The organism is Microbacterium californiense, assembly GCF_047246625.1.
Lineage (GTDB): Bacteria > Actinomycetota > Actinomycetes > Actinomycetales > Microbacteriaceae > Microbacterium.
The window spans coordinates 560242-578047 of sequence record NZ_JBFOKQ010000002.1 but is presented as its reverse complement, the minus strand read 5'-3'; the positions used below and the strand labels follow the sequence as shown (position 1 = coordinate 578047).

At 70.5% G+C, this 17806-nt stretch carries 15 protein-coding genes, 1 tRNA gene and 1 pseudogene; 11 read left to right on the top strand and 6 right to left on the bottom strand.

Features of this window, described 5'->3' with window-relative positions:
• The 9 genes and pseudogenes from AB3M82_RS14130 to AB3M82_RS14090 form a co-directional block, all read left to right on the top strand.
• Positions 1 to 1217, top strand: a pseudogene (locus tag AB3M82_RS14130) (hypothetical protein); the annotation flags it as partial.
• A complete protein-coding gene (recR, locus tag AB3M82_RS14125; protein ID WP_412958586.1) occupies positions 1217 to 1810 on the top strand; it encodes a recombination mediator RecR in 594 nt (197 codons plus the stop codon). The pseudogene AB3M82_RS14130 and the gene recR, both read left to right, overlap by 1 nt.
• Positions 1811 to 1832: 22 nt before the next feature.
• Positions 1833 to 2753, top strand: coding sequence for a DMT family transporter (locus tag AB3M82_RS14120; protein WP_412958585.1), 921 nt, complete (start codon positions 1833 to 1835; stop codon positions 2751 to 2753).
• A 99-nt stretch (positions 2754 to 2852) separates the two neighbouring features.
• Positions 2853 to 4133, top strand: coding sequence for an aspartate kinase (locus AB3M82_RS14115; protein WP_412958611.1), 1281 nt, complete (start codon positions 2853 to 2855; stop codon positions 4131 to 4133).
• 105 nt (positions 4134 to 4238) lie between these two features.
• Positions 4239 to 5309 (top strand): aspartate-semialdehyde dehydrogenase, encoded by a 1071-nt coding sequence (locus AB3M82_RS14110; RefSeq protein WP_412958584.1) that lies wholly within the window; start codon positions 4239 to 4241, stop codon positions 5307 to 5309.
• Positions 5310 to 5427: 118 nt separating this feature from the next.
• The gene (mqo, locus tag AB3M82_RS14105) at positions 5428 to 6855 is read left to right on the top strand and encodes a malate dehydrogenase (quinone) (protein WP_412958609.1); all 1428 of its coding nucleotides are present in this window, start codon (positions 5428 to 5430) and stop codon (positions 6853 to 6855) included.
• A 9-nt stretch (positions 6856 to 6864) separates the two neighbouring features.
• The gene (locus tag AB3M82_RS14100; RefSeq protein ID WP_412958583.1) at positions 6865 to 7479 is read left to right on the top strand and encodes a thymidine kinase; all 615 of its coding nucleotides are present in this window, start codon (positions 6865 to 6867) and stop codon (positions 7477 to 7479) included.
• Positions 7480 to 7687: 208 nt separating this feature from the next.
• Entirely contained in the window at positions 7688 to 8440 is a 753-nt protein-coding gene (locus tag AB3M82_RS14095; protein ID WP_412958582.1) for a FadR/GntR family transcriptional regulator, read from the top strand.
• A gap of 10 nt (positions 8441 to 8450) precedes the next feature.
• Entirely contained in the window at positions 8451 to 9710 is a 1260-nt protein-coding gene (locus AB3M82_RS14090) for an alpha-hydroxy acid oxidase (protein WP_412958581.1), read from the top strand.
• 172 nt (positions 9711 to 9882) lie between these two features.
• Here AB3M82_RS14090 and AB3M82_RS14085 read toward each other — a convergent pair whose 3' ends face one another.
• The 5 genes from AB3M82_RS14085 to AB3M82_RS14065 form a co-directional block, all read right to left on the bottom strand.
• On the bottom strand, positions 9883 to 10638 hold the full coding sequence (locus tag AB3M82_RS14085; protein ID WP_412958580.1) for an HAD-IIB family hydrolase: 756 nt from the start codon (positions 10636 to 10638) through the stop codon (positions 9883 to 9885).
• Complete coding sequence (locus AB3M82_RS14080) at positions 10635 to 11111, bottom strand: VanZ family protein (RefSeq protein ID WP_412958578.1); 477 nt, start codon at positions 11109 to 11111, stop codon at positions 10635 to 10637. Before AB3M82_RS14080 ends, AB3M82_RS14085 begins: the two co-directional genes overlap by 4 nt.
• 66 nt (positions 11112 to 11177) lie before the next feature.
• Positions 11178 to 11254, bottom strand: a tRNA-Pro gene (locus AB3M82_RS14075).
• A gap of 52 nt (positions 11255 to 11306) precedes the next feature.
• Positions 11307 to 12242, bottom strand: a complete 936-nt coding sequence (locus AB3M82_RS14070) for a metallophosphoesterase (RefSeq protein ID WP_412958576.1) — start codon at positions 12240 to 12242, stop codon at positions 11307 to 11309.
• Positions 12239 to 14800, bottom strand: a complete 2562-nt coding sequence (locus AB3M82_RS14065) for a transglycosylase domain-containing protein (protein ID WP_412958575.1) — start codon at positions 14798 to 14800, stop codon at positions 12239 to 12241. Before AB3M82_RS14065 ends, AB3M82_RS14070 begins: the two co-directional genes overlap by 4 nt.
• Before the next feature lie 86 nt (positions 14801 to 14886).
• Here AB3M82_RS14065 and sp36 point away from each other — a divergent pair, with 86 nt between their 5' ends.
• Both sp36 and AB3M82_RS14055 read left to right on the top strand, forming a co-directional pair.
• Positions 14887 to 15111 (top strand): Sp36 family protein, encoded by a 225-nt coding sequence (gene sp36, locus AB3M82_RS14060; RefSeq protein WP_412958574.1) that lies wholly within the window; start codon positions 14887 to 14889, stop codon positions 15109 to 15111.
• Positions 15108 to 15566: a RidA family protein gene (locus AB3M82_RS14055; protein WP_412958573.1), complete on the top strand. Its 459-nt coding sequence runs from the start codon at positions 15108 to 15110 to the stop codon at positions 15564 to 15566. The genes sp36 and AB3M82_RS14055 overlap by 4 nt, the downstream gene beginning before the upstream one ends.
• A gap of 86 nt (positions 15567 to 15652) precedes the next feature.
• On the opposite strand, the gene acs is transcribed toward AB3M82_RS14055, so the two are convergent.
• The gene (gene acs / locus AB3M82_RS14050; RefSeq protein WP_412958572.1) at positions 15653 to 17620 is read right to left on the bottom strand and encodes an acetate--CoA ligase; all 1968 of its coding nucleotides are present in this window, start codon (positions 17618 to 17620) and stop codon (positions 15653 to 15655) included.
• Between the last annotated feature and the right edge of the window lie 186 nt (positions 17621 to 17806).

The window sequence follows — 17806 nt, the reverse complement described above, 5'->3', positions numbered from 1 at the left end:
CTCGGAGATGTGTATCCCAGACCGCTGCCGCCCCGGCGGCTCCCGCCGCGCCTCCCGCGACCTCGACGCCGGCGACACCCGCCGCGACGCCCGAGGGCGACGCCGCCGCGACGGCGCCCAGAGTCGCGATCGCCGAGAACGCCCCCGAGTCCGTGGTCGCGCCCGAGCCCGCCGCCGCACCCGCCGCATCGGCATCCGAGCAGCCGCCGGCTCCCGCGCCGACCGGTCCCGTGACGTATGAGCGCATCGTCGCCGCGTGGCCTGCGGTGCTCACACGCCTCGAGAGCATCAGCCGCTCGTCCTGGCTCGTGGTGACCGCCGTGCAGCCCCTCGCCTACGACACCGAGTCCGAGGTCCTGACCCTCGGCTTCGCGAGTCAGCACGACGTCGCGAAGTTCAAGGGCACGACGCCCGGGTCCGGCACCTCCGACCACCTCCGCACCGCTCTCGAGCAGGAGGTGGGGGTACGGGTGAAGTACCTCCCCGCCCCGCTGCCCGCCGGAGGCGCGTCCCGTCCCTCGACGTCGGGAGGCTCCGGTCCGGGGTCCGACGGCGGCACCGGAGCAGTCGGCGGCTCGGCCCCGCCGACCGGTGCGGGCTCGGCGAGCGGCTCCCGCGGCCCCGGTTCCGCGGCTTCTCCGGCTCGTGCCCAGGCGCACAGCGCCTCGGCTGCGTCGGTGACCGAGTGGGCCGTCGCCCCGATCCCGACCTCGGAGGCCGCGACCTCATCGGTCGCGACCGCGTCGGCTGCCGCGCCGACCCCGGCCCTCGCGGTCGACGACGAGCCCGAAGAGGTGGAGGCCGCGGCATCCGCCCCGGTCCCTCCGCACGACGGGGCCGTCGACGACGTCGAACCGCCGCTCCCCGGAGACGACGAGGCGCCGTATCCGGACGATGAGCCTCCGTACGATCCCGCGTACGAGCCGACCCCGCCCTCGGCGTACGCCTCGACCGGCGGTGCTCCGTCCGCGGCCCGGACCCCGACGGCGGCGTCCCCGGGCTCGGCGCCGTCCGGTGCCGCGACCGCGCCGTCGTCCTCGGCGCCTTCCGCCGCTGCGCCGTCTCCGGCCCGCTCGGCCTCCGCTCCTCCGCGTGCGGGCGAGCGCGCCCCGGCCACCGGGGGAGTGCAGCGCTACGGCGAAGCCGTGATCCGCCAGGTGCTCGGCGCGACGTTCCTGCGCGAAGAACCCTATGAGCCCCCAACGAGGTTCGCCTGATGTACGACGGAATCGTCCAGGAGCTGATCGACGAGTTCGGGCGCCTGCCCGGGATCGGTCCGAAGTCGGCCCAGCGCATCGCGTTCCACATCCTGCAGACCCCGACGTTCGACGTCGCGAGGCTGTCGGAGCTGCTCAGCGAGATCCGCACGCGCGTGCGGTTCTGCGAGATCTGCGGGAACGTCGCCGAGCAGGAGCGCTGCGCCATCTGCCGTGACCCCCGCCGCAACCAGACCCTCATCTGCGTCGTGGAGGACGCGAAGGACGTCGCGGCGATCGAGCGCACACGCGAGTTCCGCGGCCTGTACCACGTGCTCGGGGGAGCGATCAGCCCGATCGCCGGCATCGGTCCCGATGACCTGCGCATCGCCCAGTTGATGACGCGGCTCGCCGACGGCACGGTGCAGGAGGTCATCATCGCGACGAACCCGAACCTCGAGGGCGAGGCGACCGCCAGCTACCTCAGCCGTCTGCTCACCACCATGCAGATCACCGTTTCGCGACTCGCCTCGGGCCTGCCCGTGGGCGGCGACCTCGAGTACGCCGACGAGGTCACGCTCGGGCGCGCGTTCGAGGGGCGGCGCGTGCTGTGACCCGCGTCCCCCTCCTGCGCGGATGAACGCGTCGTCCGTCATCTCCCGCCGCGGCTGGCTCCTGTTCGGCGCCATGGCGCTGCTCTGGGGCGTGCCCTACCTCTTCATCAGCGTCGCGGTGGAGTCGATCTCCCCGCCGGCCATCGTGGCCGGACGCACCCTGCTCGCGGCGCTCCTGCTGCTGCCGTTCGCGATCCGCAGCGGCGCGCTACGCGCCGCCGCCCGGCACTGGCCGTGGGTGCTCGCGTTCGGGGCCGTCGAGATGGCGGGCCCCTTCCTGCTGCTCGGGCACGCCGAGATGACGCTGCCCTCGGGGATGACCGGGCTCCTGGTCGCGACCGTTCCCCTCTTCGCCGCGCTCATCGCGCTCGGCGGCGGCGACCGCGGGGTGCTGCGCCCCGCCCGGTCGATCGGTCTGCTCGTGGGCTTCGTCGGCGTCGCCGTCGTGGTCGCCGGACCCGGGCTGTTCGGCGGCGAGATCGGCCTGCTCGCGGCCGGAGAGGTCCTGCTCGTCGCCGTGCTCTACGCGATCGCCCCGTTCATCGTCGCGCGCAAACTCGCCGACGTCCCGTCCCTCGGCACCATCACCCTGTCGCTGCTCATGATCGGCGTCGTCTATCTGCCCATCGGGCTCCTCACCCAGCACCAGGTCCCCACGCTCCCGTCGGTGCTGGCGCTCGTGGCGCTGGCCGTGATCTGCACCGCCGCGGCGTTCCTGGCGTTCTTCGCCCTCATCCGCGAGGTCGGCCCCGTCCGCGCGCCGCTGTTCACGTACGTCAACCCGGTCGTCGCGATCGTCCTCGGGGCGATCGTCCTCGGCGAGCCGCTCACGCCCGGGCTCCTCCTCGGCTTCCCCCTGATCCTCGTCGGATGCTGGTTCGCCGCGACCGGCGGTCGGTTCCGCCCCGCGGCATCCGCCGTGCCGCCGCCCGCCGTGCCCTGACCGAGCACGCCCTCCGCGGCGTCACATGCGCGGGCGGGCATACGGGGCGATCGTAGAATGAGCGGTGGGCGGATCCGCCCGACGTCCCCGGGAGTGAACGTGGCCCTCATCGTGCAGAAGTACGGCGGCTCCTCCGTCGCCGACGCAGAGAGCATCAAGCGCGTCGCCAAGCGCATCGTCGACACGCGGCGTGCCGGCCACGACGTCGTCGTCGCCGTCAGCGCCATGGGCGACACCACCGACGAGCTCCTCGACCTGGCCAACGAGGTCGCACCCATCCCCGCCCCACGCGAGCTCGACATGCTGCTCTCGAGCGGAGAGCGCATCTCGATGGCGCTGCTCGCGATGGCCATCCACTCGATGGGCTTCGAGGCCCGGTCGTTCACCGGCAGCCAGGCCGGCATGATCACGGACTCCCAGCACGGTGCCGCGCGCATCGTCGACGTGACGCCGGTGCGGCTGCGCGAAGCGCTCGATGAGGGCGCCATCGTCATCGTCGCGGGCTTCCAGGGGTTCAACCGCGACACCCGCGACATCACCACGCTCGGCCGCGGGGGGTCCGACACCACGGCCGTCGCGCTCGCCGCCGCTCTGGGCGCCGACGTCTGCGAGATCTACAGCGACGTCGACGGCATCTTCACGTCCGACCCCCGGGTCATCCCCAAGGCGCAGAAGCTCGATCACGTCTCCAGCGAGGAGATGCTCGAGCTCGCCGCCAACGGCGCGAAGGTCCTCTACATCCGCGCCGTCGAGTATGCACGCCGTCACGGCGTCCTGATCCACGCCCGGTCGACGTTCTCGTCGGCCGAGGGCACGTACGTTCTGGGCGAGGGTATGAAGAACCCCCGCGAAGCCGAGGGAGAAGCCATGGAAGAACCGATCGTCGCCGGTGTCGCCACCGACCTCAGCCAGGCGAAGATCACCGTGACGGGCGTTCCGGACGTCCCCGGCAAGGCGGCGGAGATCTTCAAGATCGTCGCGAAGTCGGGCGCGAACGTCGACATGATCGTGCAGAACGTCTCGGCGACGGGCCGCACCGACATCTCGTTCACGGTCCCGAAGGCCGATGCCGCGGCCGCACTCAAGGCGCTGGCGGGAGAGCAGACCGAGGTGGGCTTCCAGAACCTCATCCACGACGACCAGATCGGCAAGCTGTCGGTCGTCGGAGCGGGCATGCGCACCCACTCCGGGGTCTCGGCGGTGCTGTTCGAGGCGCTGTCGGCGGGGGGCATCAACATCGAGATGATCTCGACCTCCGAGATCCGCATCTCGGTCGTGCTCCGCGGCGACGACCTCGCCGAGGCCGCCCGCACCGTGCACACCGCCTACGGGCTCGACGGCGACGCCGACGCCGTCGTTCACGCCGGCACGGGGCGCTGACGCGGTAGACTCCCCGAAACCCTGACATCGGCGCCAGGCGCGGCATCCGCACCCTGACTCCGCGCCTCCGCCTCGACGTAGCACCGCTCGACGCCAAGGAACATCATGACCCGCATCTCCGAATCAGGACTCTCCGTCGCCATCGTCGGCGCCACCGGCCAGGTGGGCACCGTGATGCGCGAGATCCTCGCCGAGCGGTCGTTCCCGATCCGCGAACTCCGACTGTTCTCGTCGGCGCGCTCGGCCGGCACGGCCGTCGAGTTCGGCGGGGCCACGGTCATCGTCGAAGACGTCGAGAAGGCGGATGCCGCGGGCATCGACATCGCCCTCTTCTCGGCCGGTGCGACCGCGAGCCGTGCCTACGCGCCGCGCTTCGCCGCGGCCGGTGCCGTGGTGGTCGACAACTCGAGCGCGTGGCGCATGGACCCGGAGGTCCCGCTCGTGGTCAGCGAGGTCAACCCCGACGCGATCGACGACCGCCCGAAGGGCATCATCGCCAACCCCAACTGCACCACGATGGCCGCGATGCCGGTGCTCAAGGCCCTGCACGACGAGGCCGGCCTCGAGCGTCTGATCGTCTCGACCTACCAGGCCGTCTCGGGATCGGGCCTCGCCGGCGCGCAGGAGCTGCTCGGCCAGGTCGAGGGCGTGCTCGCCCAGGGCGACACCCTGCGCCTGGTGCACGACGGCTCCGCGGTCGACTTCCCGCAGCCCGAGAAGTACGTGGCCCCGATCGCCTTCGACGTCATCCCGTTCGCCGGCAACCTCGTCGACGACGGCGACAACGAGACCGACGAGGAGAAGAAGCTCCGCAACGAGAGCCGGAAGATCCTCGGCCTCCCCGACCTTCGCGTCGCGGGCACCTGCGTGCGCGTGCCGGTCTTCACCGGCCACTCGCTCACGATCCACGCCGAGTTCGCCGACGACATCACGCCCGAGCGGGCGACCGAGCTGCTCTCCGCGGCTGCGGGCGTCGCGCTCGAAGAGGTCCCCACGCCGCTGCAGGCGGCCGGTCAGGATCCGAGCTTCGTCGGCCGCATCCGTGCCGACCAGTCGGCTCCCGAGGGCAAGGGACTCGTGCTGTTCGTGAGCAACGACAACCTTCGCAAGGGTGCCGCGCTGAACGCCGTGCAGATCGCCGAGATCGTCGCGGAGCGGCTGCGCGTCAGCGCCTGATCCGGTGAGGGCGCCGGCCGGCGAAGGGTCACCCGGCGTGGTCCGGGGCCTCCGGCCCGCGAACTAGACTGGTCGGGTGACAGAAACAGTCGATGTCGTCCTGATCGGCGGTGGCATCATGAGCGCCACCCTGGGTACTCTCCTGCACGAGCTGCAGCCGGAGTGGAAGATCGTCGCCTTCGAGCGACTCTCCGATGTCGCCCAGGAGAGCTCCAACCCGTGGAACAACGCCGGCACCGGTCACGCCGCGCTGTGCGAGCTGAACTACATGCCCCAGGGCGACGGCCCGCTCGACCCCGCCAAGGCCGTCTCGATCAACGAGCAGTTCCAGCAGAGCCGCCAGTTCTGGTCGTCGCTGGTCGACAGGGGAGTGCTCGACACGCCCTCGACCTTCATCAACGCCACCCCGCACATGACGTTCGTCCGCGGGGAGAAGGACGTGGCGTATCTCAAGGAGCGCTACGAGGTGCTCAAGGATCAGCCGCTGTTCGAGGGCATCGAGTACAGCGAGGACTCGCGCGTCATCAACCAGTGGGCGCCGCTGCTCATGCAGAAGCGTCGCAAGGGGGAGCCGTTCGCGGCGACCCGCGTGCCCGCCGGCACCGACGTCGACTTCGGCGCGCTGACCCACCAGCTCTTCGACCACCTGACGTCGTCGGGGGTGGCGCTGCGGACCAACCACGAGGTGCGGTCGCTGAAGAAGCAGAAGGACGGCACCTGGCTCGTCAAGTACCGCACCACGATCGGCCGCACCCCCAATCAGGTGAAGGCGCGCTTCGTGTTCGTGGGCGCGGGCGGCTGGGCCCTCAAGCTGCTGCAGCGCTCCGGCATCCCCGAGATCAAGGGCTACGGCGTCTTCCCGATCGGCGGGCAGTTCCTGAAGACGAGCGATCCGAAGATCGTCGCGCAGCACAAGGCGAAGGTGTACTCGCAGGCGTCGGTGGGGGCTCCGCCGATGTCGGTGCCGCACCTGGACACGCGCGTGGTCGACGGCGAAGCGTCGCTCATGTTCGGGCCGTTCGCGACATTCAGCCCGAAGTTCCTCAAGAACGGCTCGATGCTCGACATCGTGACCCAGGTGCGCACGCACAACCTGTGGCCCATGCTGCGCGTCGCGTTCGCGAACCCCGACCTCATCACCTACCTCCTCGGCGAGCTGATGAAGAATCACCGCAAGAAGGTCGACAGCCTCCGCACGTTCATGCCGACCGCCAAGGACGAGGACTGGACGCTCATCAACGCCGGGCAGCGCGCGCAGGTGATGAAGAAGGACCCCAAGAAGGGCGGCATCCTCCAGTTCGGCACCGAGGTCGTCGCGGCGGCCGACGGCTCCATCGCCGGTCTTCTCGGCGCCTCTCCGGGCGCCTCGACGGCCGTGCCGATCATGCTGAGCCTGCTGAAGAGCTGCTTCCCCGAGGAGTTCCCGGGGTGGGAGTCGCGTCTGCGCGACCTCATCCCGACGTTCGGTGCCACCCTCAACGACGACCCGGCGCTGGCGGAGAAGTCGACCGCGGCCACCGCGGCGACCCTCGGCATCAACGCCTGAGGCGGGACCGTGGCGAAGCTCTACTTCCGCTACGGCGCGATGAACTCCGGGAAGTCGACGGCGCTCCTCCAGGCCGCCTACAACTACGAGGAGCGCGGTCAGCAGGTGCTGCTGGCGAAGCCCGCGATCGACACCAAGGGCGCTTCCGAGATCGCCAGCCGTCTGGGCATGACCCGCGAGGTCGACTTCCTCATCGGTCCCGATGACGATGCCCGCGCGCTCTTCACCGCACACCGGGCGAAGGGCGACGGCGTGGCGTGCCTGCTGATCGACGAGGCGCAGTTCCTCACGCCCGCACAGGTCGACGATCTGTTCCGCATCGCGGTGGAGGACGGCATCCCGGTGCTCGCCTACGGCATCCGCAACGACTTCCTCACGCATGCCTTCCCCGGGTCGGCCCGTCTGCTGGCAATCGCGCACTCCCTGGAGGAGCTCAAGACCATCTGCCGCTGCGGCCGGAAGGCCGTGTTCAACGGCCGGGTCATCGGCGGGCGCTTCGTGTTCGACGGCGATCAGGTCGCGATCGACGAGGGTGCCGACGGCAGCGCCGCGCCCGAGGTCGTCACCTACGAGTCCCTGTGCGGCACGTGCTACCTCGAGGAGTCCGCCGGCCGCCTCGGCTGACCGCAGCCGTCCGTCGAGCCACCCTCCATCTGCTCGACCCACCCCTTTCTGCTCGACCCACCCCTTTCTGTGGTGCGCGCAACGGGGTGGCTCGCACGTAAAGGGGCGGTTCGGCCCGTGACGCTCCCGTGTTGTGTGGTCTGACCACACGCCGTAGAGTGTGGTCAGACCACAGCGACGACGGCGCGGGTCGGAAGCGAGGAGACCGATGGCGGAGCAGTCCGTGCGCGCGTGGCGTCTCGTCCTCGACCACATCGAGGGAGACCTGCTCGAGGGACGCCTGAACCCCGGCGACCGCCTGCCTTCCGAGCGCGACCTCGCCGTAGATCTCGGCGTCGGCCGGTCGAGCGTCCGCGAGGCGTTCCGGGTGCTCGAGGTCATGGGTCTCATCCGCACCGCCACCGGCTCCGGGCCCCAGGCGGGCGCCATCGTCATCGCCACGCCCACCGGGGGCATGTCGCAGCTGCTGCGCCTCCAGGTCGCCGCACACGGCTTCCCCCTCGCCGATGTCGTGCAGACCCGTCTGGTGCTCGAGGATGCCGTCGTCCATGCGCTGACCACCTCCGCCGATCGCGACACCGCCGAGGCGCATCGGATGCTGGAAGCGATGGATGCCCCCGATCTCAGCCCCGCGGAGTTCCTCGCCCTGGACGCGCAGTTCCACCTGGCACTCGCGGAGGCGAGCGACAACTCCGTCATCGCGGCGATGATGGCCGGCCTCCGCTCGTCGATCGAGTCGTACGTGCAGGCGGGCGCCGTCGCCATCCCGGACTGGAGCGCGATGGCCGACCGCCTGCGCAAGGAGCACCGCGCTCTCGTCGCGCGGGTCGACGCGGGCGACGAACTGGCAGCGCGCGCCCTCCTGCGCGCGCACATCACGGGCTACTACACCGCGGCGGGGCTCACGCGCCGACAGCCGTCCGACCCTCCGATCCCCACCCCCGACCCGACCGAGAACTGAGAGGACCACCATGGTTCAGCGCCAGGTGCCCAAGCCCGCCGAGCTGTTCGAGCTCATGAAGTTCAAGAAGCCCGAGCTCGACGGACGCAAGCGCCGCCTCGAGGCCGCCCTGACGATCGACGACCTTCGCCTGATCGCCAAGCGCCGCACCCCCAAGGCGGCCTTCGACTACACCGACGGCGCGGCCGAGGGGGAGCTGTCCCTCACCCGTGCCCGCCAGGCCTTCCGGGACGTGGAGTTCCATCCCGGCATCCTCCGCCCCGCACCGCACGTCGACACCTCCGTCGAGATCCTCGGCGGCCCGTCCGCCCTGCCCTTCGGCATTGCTCCGACCGGCTTCACGCGCCTGATGCAGACCGAGGGAGAGAGCGCGGGCGCCGGAGCGGCGGCCGCCGCCGGCATCCCGTTCACCCTCTCGACGCTCGGCACCACCTCGATCGAGGGCGTCAAGGCCGCCAACCCGCACGGCCGCAACTGGTTCCAGCTGTACGTCATGCGCGACCGCGAGATCTCCTACGAGCTGACCCGTCGCGCGGCGGCAGCCGGCTTCGACACGCTCCAGTTCACGGTCGACACGCCGGTCGCGGGGGCGCGCCTGCGCGACAAGCGCAACGGCTTCAGCATCCCGCCGCAGCTGACCCTCGGGACGATCATCAACGCGATCCCGCGCCCCTGGTGGTGGTTCGACTTCCTGACCACGCCCAAGCTGGAGTTCGCGTCGCTGAGCACGACCGGCGGCACGGTCGGCGAGCTGCTGGACGCGGCGATGGACCCGACCATCAGCTACGACGACCTCGCCGTGATCCGCGACCTGTGGCCCGGGAAGATCGTGATCAAGGGCGTGCAGAACGTGGAGGATTCGGTCCGGCTGCGTGATGCCGGTGTCGACGGCATCGTGCTCTCCAACCACGGCGGGCGTCAGCTGGATCGCGCGCCCATCCCGTTCCACCTGCTGCCCGAGGTGCGTCGAGCGGTCGGCGACGACTTCACCGTGATGATCGACACCGGCATCATGAACGGCGCCGACATCGTGGCCTCGGTCGCGCTCGGGGCGGACTTCACGCTCATCGGCCGCGCCTACCTCTACGGCCTGATGGCCGGCGGGCGTCAGGGCGTCGACCGCACCATCGCGATCCTGCGCAGCGAGATCGAGCGCACCATGCGCCTGCTCGGCGTCGCCACGCTCGCCGAGCTGCAGCCGCAGCACGTGACGCAGCTGCAGCGTCTCGTGCCGGTCTCGCGCTCGGTCTCCGAGGTCGTGCCGGGCTGACCCCTCGGGGCGTGCCGCCGCGCGCCGTCGTCGCCTCGATCCACCTCGGGGAACGGCGGCGCGCCGGCGCGGGGGCCGCGGCACGATCATCGACGTGGCCCTCCGTCATTCCGCATGGGCGGGATGCTTCGCGGAACGGCAGCGCGGGCAGCGCCGGAACAGCAGCGCCCGATCAGAGTGTGGGAAGCAGTGCCTCGAGCTTGTCCGCCGTGTCTTCCCAGCCCTCCACGGCCACCGAAGGCACGCCGAGCGCCCGCACGGGGTAGTCGTTGCCGCCCTCGTCGAGGCGGTCGCCGTAGAAGAGCATCCCGGTCAGGGGGATGCCGGTGCGCTCGGCAAGCTGCGTCATGCCGAAGGCCTTGTCGATGCCGGCGCGCGTGATATCGATGGACGTCGATCCGCCGGAGCGCACCTCGAGGCCGGGCAGCCGCGGGGCCACCGCATCGCGCAGCGCGGCGCGCTTGGCTCCCGTCGGATCCCACGCGTGCTTCGCGTCGCGCGGCGCCCGCTGGCCGAGGGCCGAGAATGTGATCTGCGAGCCGCGGTCCTCGAGGATGTCGCCCCAGGGCTCGGCCTCCCACAGGCCGAGACTCGCGGCCTCCTCGCGGAGCGCCGTCATCGCCGCGCTCTTCTCCTCGGGGGTGAGGTCGTGGGCGTAGACGGGAGCGAAGCCCGTGCCGTCATGGCGGAGGTAGCGGGTGCCGCAGGTGGGCAGGAGATGCAGGCGGGCCAGAGCGGCGGCATCCGCCTCGGCGAGCTGGTCGACGACCTGCGTGCGGAACTGCGTCTCGTTGCCGCCCGAGATGATCGCGACGTCGACCCGGGCGAGCAGAGCACGCAGCAGTCCGGCGATCCGCGGACTGATCGTGCCCTTCGACGGGGCGAGCGTGTCATCGAGGTCGAAGGCGACGAGGGAGGGCGCGGTCATGGTGCCTCCAGCCTAGGAGACGGATGCCGTGAACCCCGCGCCGCGAACAGAAGTGTGCACAACACCGCCAGCGTCACCCCGAACGTCGCGCCGACGGAGTTCGCGAGGACGTCGGAGAGCGTCGCGGCACGGTCGGGGAAGGCCAGGCGCTGAGCCGTCTCGATGAGCAGCGACAGGCCGGGGCCGACGAGCAGCGAGAGCACGCCGACGCGTCGCGGCACGAGCAGGAACGCGAGAACCCCGACCGGGATGAACACCAGGACGTTCGCGAGCACCTCGAGCCGCGTGAAGTCCAGGGAATCCCATCCCAGGCGGTGCGCCACGGCGAGCACCACGTCGAGCAGGTTCGGCATCGACTGCTCGACGCGGGACGGCGTCAGCGTGAGGAGCGCCAGGCCCGCGAGGAACGGCAGGCCCAGTCCCAGCGCCCAGCCGCGGGTCAGGCGCCGCGGCGGCGGAAGCAGTGCACCCATCGTGTCCTCCCCGGGGACCTCGGCCTACAGAGAAGGCCGCCCCTCGGGGCGGCCTTCCGGTGTCACTGGTCGGGGTGACAGGATTTGAACCTGCGACCTCTTCGTCCCGAACGAAGCGCGCTACCAAGCTGCGCCACACCCCGTTTGCAACCCTCCGAGTCTACAAGGAAAAACCCGCAGCGCCCAATCGGGTGGTCAGTCCCGTGCCGTGAGCGTGAGCAGGGTCGCCTCGGGCCGGCACGCGAAGCGGACGGGCGCGTAGATCGAGTGCCCGCAGCCGGCGCTCACGTTGAGCGGTACCGCGCGGCCGCCATGAGACCAGGTGCTCAGGCCCTTCGCCTGCTTCAGAGGGATGTCGCAGTTGGCGACGAGGGCGCCGTACCCCGGGAGGCAGACCTGACCGCCGTGGGTGTGGCCGCCGAGCACGGCATCCGCTCCCAGGTCGACGAACGAGTTCAGCACCCGCTGGTACGGCGCATGTGTGACGCCGAGCACCGCCGTGCCCTCGGCCCGCGGGCCGAGCTGCCGCAGCGCGGAGGGGAGCACGTCGAGCCTGTCCCAGTCGCGGTGGGCGTCGTCCACGCCGACCAGATCGATGTCGCGACCACCCGCGTGGAGACGTGCGGCCGTGTTGTTCAGGTCCGTCCACCCCAGCTCGTCCGTGAAGTACCGGTCCATCGCCTCGGTGTCCAGGCGCTTCGGAGCGGTGTGGCGCTGCGACGGCCCCATGAAATACCGCAGCGGGTTGCGCGGTGCCGGCTCGTTGACGTCGTTGGAACCGTGCACGAACACCCCGGGGATGCCGGTGAACGGGTCGAACGCCCGCCGGATGCCCTCCAGCCCGTCACGGTGTCCGAGGTTGTCGCCGGTGTTCACGACGAGGTCGGGGTTCAGTTGCGCCAGCGAAGCGAGCCAGTCCTGCTTGCGATGCTGCCACGGCGCCATGTGCGCATCCGACACGTGCAGGATGCGCAGCGGGGCGGATCCTGGCGGGAGAGCGGATGCCGAGACCTCGCGCACCGTGAACAGGTAGCGCTCGATGCCGATGCCCCACACCGCGGCGGCAGCGCCGACGGCCCCCACCGCGCCGAGCGCGATGAGGGCCGGGTGGGCCGAGCGAGGACGCGTCACTGGCACGTGACCGTGACGGTCGTGGCCTTGTTCGCGGCGGACCCGGGCACGGGGTCGGTGGTGGCCACCGTCTTGCCGGGGCCGTTGCACGAGGCGTCGAACTGCATGGAGCTGAAGCCCGCCCCGACCAGGGCGTTCTGGGCGTCGTTGCGCGACATTCCGACCAGGTTGCCGGGGACGGTCGTTCCCTGTCCGTTGCTCGGCGAGATCGTGACCGTCGCGCCGGACGGAGCCTGGCCCACCGGGTCCTGGGCGACGATGATGTTGGTCGCCTGGTCGCTGTCGACGGGAGCCCCGACGGCGACCGTGAAGCCGGCGCCCTCGAGTGCGGCCGTGGCCTCCTCGACCGTCATGCCGGTGACCGCCGGAACCTCGGTGAGCACCTGACGGGTCAGGTTGTTGTCCGGCTGCGGGAAGGCGCCGCCCTCGTAGAACTCGTTGGCCGCCTCCTGCGCCGCGCGGGCGAGGGGGTACCGCATCTCGTTCAGGAGGTGCTTGCCGGTGCCCTTCCGGTAGATGTCGGCCTGACCCTTCCAGCGGCCGACCCAGACGCCCGTGGCGACCTTGGTGCTGGACTCGATCATCATCGTGGACCAGCGGTCGTGGGTACCGGTCTTGCCGATCAGCGGCGTGCCGTCGTTCGGGTTGGCGGAGCGGCCGGTGCCGCCGTTCGCCATGACGCTCTGCAGGGCGTAGGCGGCGGTGGCCGCGACCTCGGGGGAGATCACGCCCTCCTTGCAGTCGATCGCGGGAATCTTCTGCTCGACGCCGTTGGAGTCGAGCACCTTGTCGATCGCGCGGGGCGCGCAGAGGGTGCCGCCGCTGGCGACCGTCGCATAGGCGTTGGCCATGGCGATCGGCGAGATGTTCTTCGGCCCGAGCACGTCGTAGGGGACGTTCTGGTCGGTGACCTTGCCGCCGTTGGCGAGCGTGACGCCCATGCGGTCGGCGACCTTGTTGATGTCGCAGATGTCGAGCTTGGCCGCCATCGCGAAGTACCCGCTGTTGAGCGACTGGGTCGTGAAGTTCAGGACCGAGCTCGTGCCGCCGCGTCCGCCGCCGAAGTTGCCGATCTTCGCGGTGTCGACGTTCTGGGTGTTCCCGCAGACCTTCATCTTGAGCGCGGTCTGCACGCTGCCGTTGAGGGTCTCGCGCACCGAGTGGCCCTTCTCGAGCCAGTCGATCAGCGTGAAGAGCTTGTACGTCGATCCGACCTGGAAGCCGCCGGAGTTGCCGTGCTCCTGGTCGCCGGCGAAGACGAGCGAGGTGTACGCCTGGTCCTCCGTGGGCGTCTCGAGGAAGGTCGTGTTCTGCGTCATCGAGAGGATGCGGCCGGTGCCGACCTCGATCGAGACGCCGGCGGCGCCGAAGTACTGGTTGTCGTAGTTGGCCGGAACGATGTCGGCCATGGCCTGGGCTGCCGGGTCCTGGATGCGCATGTCGAGCGTCGTGTAGATCTGCAGACCGCCGCGGCGGAGCAGCTCGCGACGCTCCTGCGGGGTGTCGCCGAAGGCCGGGTCGTTCTCGACGACCGACTTCACGTACTGGCAGAAGTAGGCGTTGCGGCCCGCCGCGGCGCAGCCCTGGCTCGGCTGCGAGATCGCGGGCGTGATGGGCGTGGCCTTGGCCTCGTCGTACTCCGCCTGGGTGATCTTGCCGTCTGCCAGCATGCGACCGAGCACGTAGTCACGGCGCTCGAGCGTGTTCGCGTAGCCGTCCTCCGCGGTGTTGTGGGCGACGCCGTCGCCGTCGGTCCACGTGCCGGTGGGCTTGTCGATGCGGAACGTGTTCGGGTTCTGCACGATGCCGGCGAGTGTCGCGGCCTGAGCGATCGTGAGGTTCGCGGCGCTGGTGGAGAAGTAGTAGTTGGCGGCCGCCTCGATGCCGTAGACCGTGCCGCCGAAGTTGGCGATGTTCAGGTACCCGAGGAGGATGTCGTTCTTGGAGAACTTCTTCTCGATCTGGATCGCGTAGCGCATCTCCTGGAGCTTGCGCTCGATGCCGTCGGCGCCCTCGGCGTTGGTGGCGTCGAGCCAGCACTGCTGCAGATCCTCGGAGTACGTGTCGGAGCCGATGTCGGCCTTCTGCTCGCAGTCCTGGATCTGCACGTTCTTGACGAACTGCTGGGTGATGGTCGACGCGCCGCGGCTCGAGGTGCCGCGGACGTTGTCGACGAGCGCCTTGACCGTCGCGCCGAGGTTGATGCCGCCGTGGCTGTAGAAGTTCTTGTCCTCGCTCGACAGGATCGCGTTGATGAGGGTCGGCGAGAGCTGCTCGTACGTGACCGGGACGCGGTTCTGCTCGTAGAAGGACGCCAGCTTGACGGGGTTGCCCGCGGGATCGGTCGCGTAGATGACCGACTGCTCCATGGGGGCGTTGACGTCGAGGTTGGCGGGCAGCTCCTCGAAGAGCGTGAGGGCCTGGTTGCCGGCGATGCCGGTCATCGCGAGGACCGGGGTGACGCTGGTGGTGACAAGAAGGCCGGCGACGGCGCTCAGGCCGACGAGGCCGAGCAGGCCACCGAGCACGCCTTTCACCGTACGGTTCTTATGAGGCATACGCTTGATCGTAGGGGAGTTCCCTGAATACCGCCTTTGACGGGCCGCTCTTGCGCGTCGCCCGCGCCCCGATCGATGGGAGTGCCATGACCACGTGGGAGTACCTGACCACGCCGCTGCTGATCCACAACACGGCCGCGATCCTCAACAACTGGGGCAAGCAGGGCTGGGAGCTCGTGCAGGTCGTCCAGGGTCCGGAAGGCGGGCTCGTGGCGTACTTCAAGCGCCCGGTCACCCAGGACGGGTCGAACCAGACGGGCCTCGCCGCGGCCGCCCAGGCCTCGCGTCAGTTCGAGGACGGCGCGCAGTGAGCGTCTCCGAGCGGCTCGCCGAGCTCGGCATCCGCCTTCCCGCCGTCGCCGCGCCGGTGGCGGCCTACGTCCCCGCCGTGGTGCACGCGGGCGTCGTGTACACCTCGGGCCAGCTGCCCTTCACCGACGGGGCGCTGCCCGCGACCGGCAAGGTCGGGGACGCCGTGTCGGCCGACGACGCGAAGGCCTACGCCCGCACCTGCGCACTGAACGCGCTGGCGGCGGCGGCGGATGCCGCGGGCGGCGTCGACCGCATCGCCGGCGTGCTGCGGGTGGGCGGCTTCGTCGCCTCCGTGCCCGAGTTCACGGGCCAGCCCGGGGTCATCAACGGCGCCAGCGAGGTGCTGGGCGAGATCTTCGGCGACGCGGGCCGTCACGCCCGCGCCGCGGTCGGCGTCCCGGTGCTGCCGCTCGACAGCCCGGTCGAGGTCGAGGTCTCCTTCCTCCTCGCCTGACCCCGGCATCCGCCCCTCCCTCCGGGAGGCGAGTCCAGCCGAACGCCGCGCATGGTGTCGAGCGCAGCGATGGCCGCCGAGCCCGCCTACTTCACCTGCGACGAGATGATCGTCATGACGGCCGTGTCCGCGAGCGTCGTGGTGTCGCCGACCTCGCGGCCCTCGGCCACGTCGCGCAGCAGGCGGCGCATGATCTTGCCGGAGCGCGTCTTGGGCAGCTCCCCGACGATGTAGACGTCGCGGGGGCGGGCGATCGCGCCGATCTGCTCGCCGACCCAGAGGCGGAGCTGCTGGGCGAGTCCGGCCGGGTCGTGCTCCGAGAGGTAGCTCTCCTTGATGATGACGAAGGCGACGACGGCCTGGCCCGTGGTCTCGTCGGAGGCACCGACGACGGCGGCCTCGGCGGTGGCCTCGTGGGCCACGAGCGAGGACTCGATCTCGGCGGTCGAGAGGCGGTGTCCCGAGACGTTCATCACGTCGTCCACCCGGCCGAGCAGCCAGAGGTCCCCGTCGTCGTCGAGGCGGGCGCCGTCGCCGGCGAAGTAGTAGCCCTGGTCCTCGAACTTCTCCCAGTAGGTCTCGCGGAAGCGCTCGGGGTCGCCCCAGATCCCGCGCAGCATGCTGGGCCAGGGCTCCGTGACGACGAGCAGGCCGCCGTTGCCGCTGCCGACCGGCTCGCCCTTCTCGTCCACCACGTCGATCGAGATGCCGGGGAGCGGGACCTGTGCGGACCCGGGCTTGGTCGCGGTGACCCCGGGGAGCGGCGACACCATGATGGCGCCGGTCTCGGTCTGCCACCACGTGTCCACGATGGGCGTGCGGCCGGCGCCGATGACGTCGCGGTACCACATCCATGCCTCGGGGTTGATCGGTTCGCCGACCGAGCCCAGCACGCGCAGCGACGACAGGTCGAACTTCTTCGGGACGCTGCGGCCGATCTTCATGAACGACCGGATCGCGGTCGGCGCCGTGTAGAAGATCGACACCTTGTACTTCTCGATGATCTCCCACCAGCGGCCGGGGTGCGGAGCATCCGGAGTGCCTTCGTAGAGCACCTGCGTCGCGCCGTTGGCCAGGGGGCCGTAGGCGACGTAGGAGTGCCCGGTGACCCAGCCGATGTCAGCGGTGCACCAGTACACGTCGGTCTCGGGGTGCAGGTCGAAGACGTACTTGTGGGAGTACGCCGCCTGGGTGAGGTATCCGCCGGAGGTGTGCAGGATGCCCTTCGGCTTCCCGGTCGTGCCGGACGTGTAGAGGATGTAGAGCGGGTTCTCGGCCGGGAAGGCCTGCGCGGTGTGCTCGGCCGATGCCGCGGGCACGACCTCGTGCCACCAGTGGTCGCGGCCCTCGACCCAGTCGACCTCGTTCTCGCCGCGGCGGACGACGAGGACGTGCTCGACCGTCTGCTGCTCTCCGTCGCCGCGGTCGCTCAGGGCCTGGTCGACCGCGGGCTTGAGCGCGGACACGCGTCCCTTGCGGTATCCGCCGTCGGCGGTGATGACGACCTTCGCGCCGGCGTCGTCGATGCGGGCGCGCAGACTGTCGGCGCTGAACCCGCCGAACACCACCGAGTGGATGGCGCCGAGTCGGGCGACGGCGAGCATCGAGGCGATCGCCTCGGGGATCATCGGAAGGTAGATCGCGACGCGGTCGCCCTGCCCGATGCCGAGCTCGGCGAGCACGTTGGCCGTGCGCTTGACCTCGTCGGTCAGCTCGGCGTAGGTGATGGTGCGCGAGTCGCCGGGCTCGCCCTCCCAGTGCAGCGCCACGCGGTCGCCGTTGCCCTGCTCGACGTGGCGGTCGAGGCAGTTGTAGGCCACGTTGAGCTCACCGTCGTCGAACCACTTCGCGAACGGCGGCGCCGACCAGTCGAGCACCCGCGTGAACGGCGTGTGCCAGTGGAGGAGCTCGCGGGACTGCTCGGCCCAGAAACCCTCCCGGTCGGCGCCCGCGCGCTCGTACAGCTCGGGGGAGGCGATCGACTGGGCGACGAAGTCCTCGGACGGCGGGAACTGGCGGTTCTCATCGAGAAGGTGGTCGATCTGACTGCTCATCGGCAGGCGCTCCTTTGCGGCTGGGGAGTCCGGGTGGTGCGACCGGGACAGGGTGAATCTAGTCTCCGACACCAGCCTCGCATACTGTCCGAAGTCGGTAGTGCGGCGGTTTTGTCAGGACGGTCGCCTTGCGTACACTCGACGTCAGCCGAAATCTCATTCCGGCCTCGGCGCGCCCGATTCCCC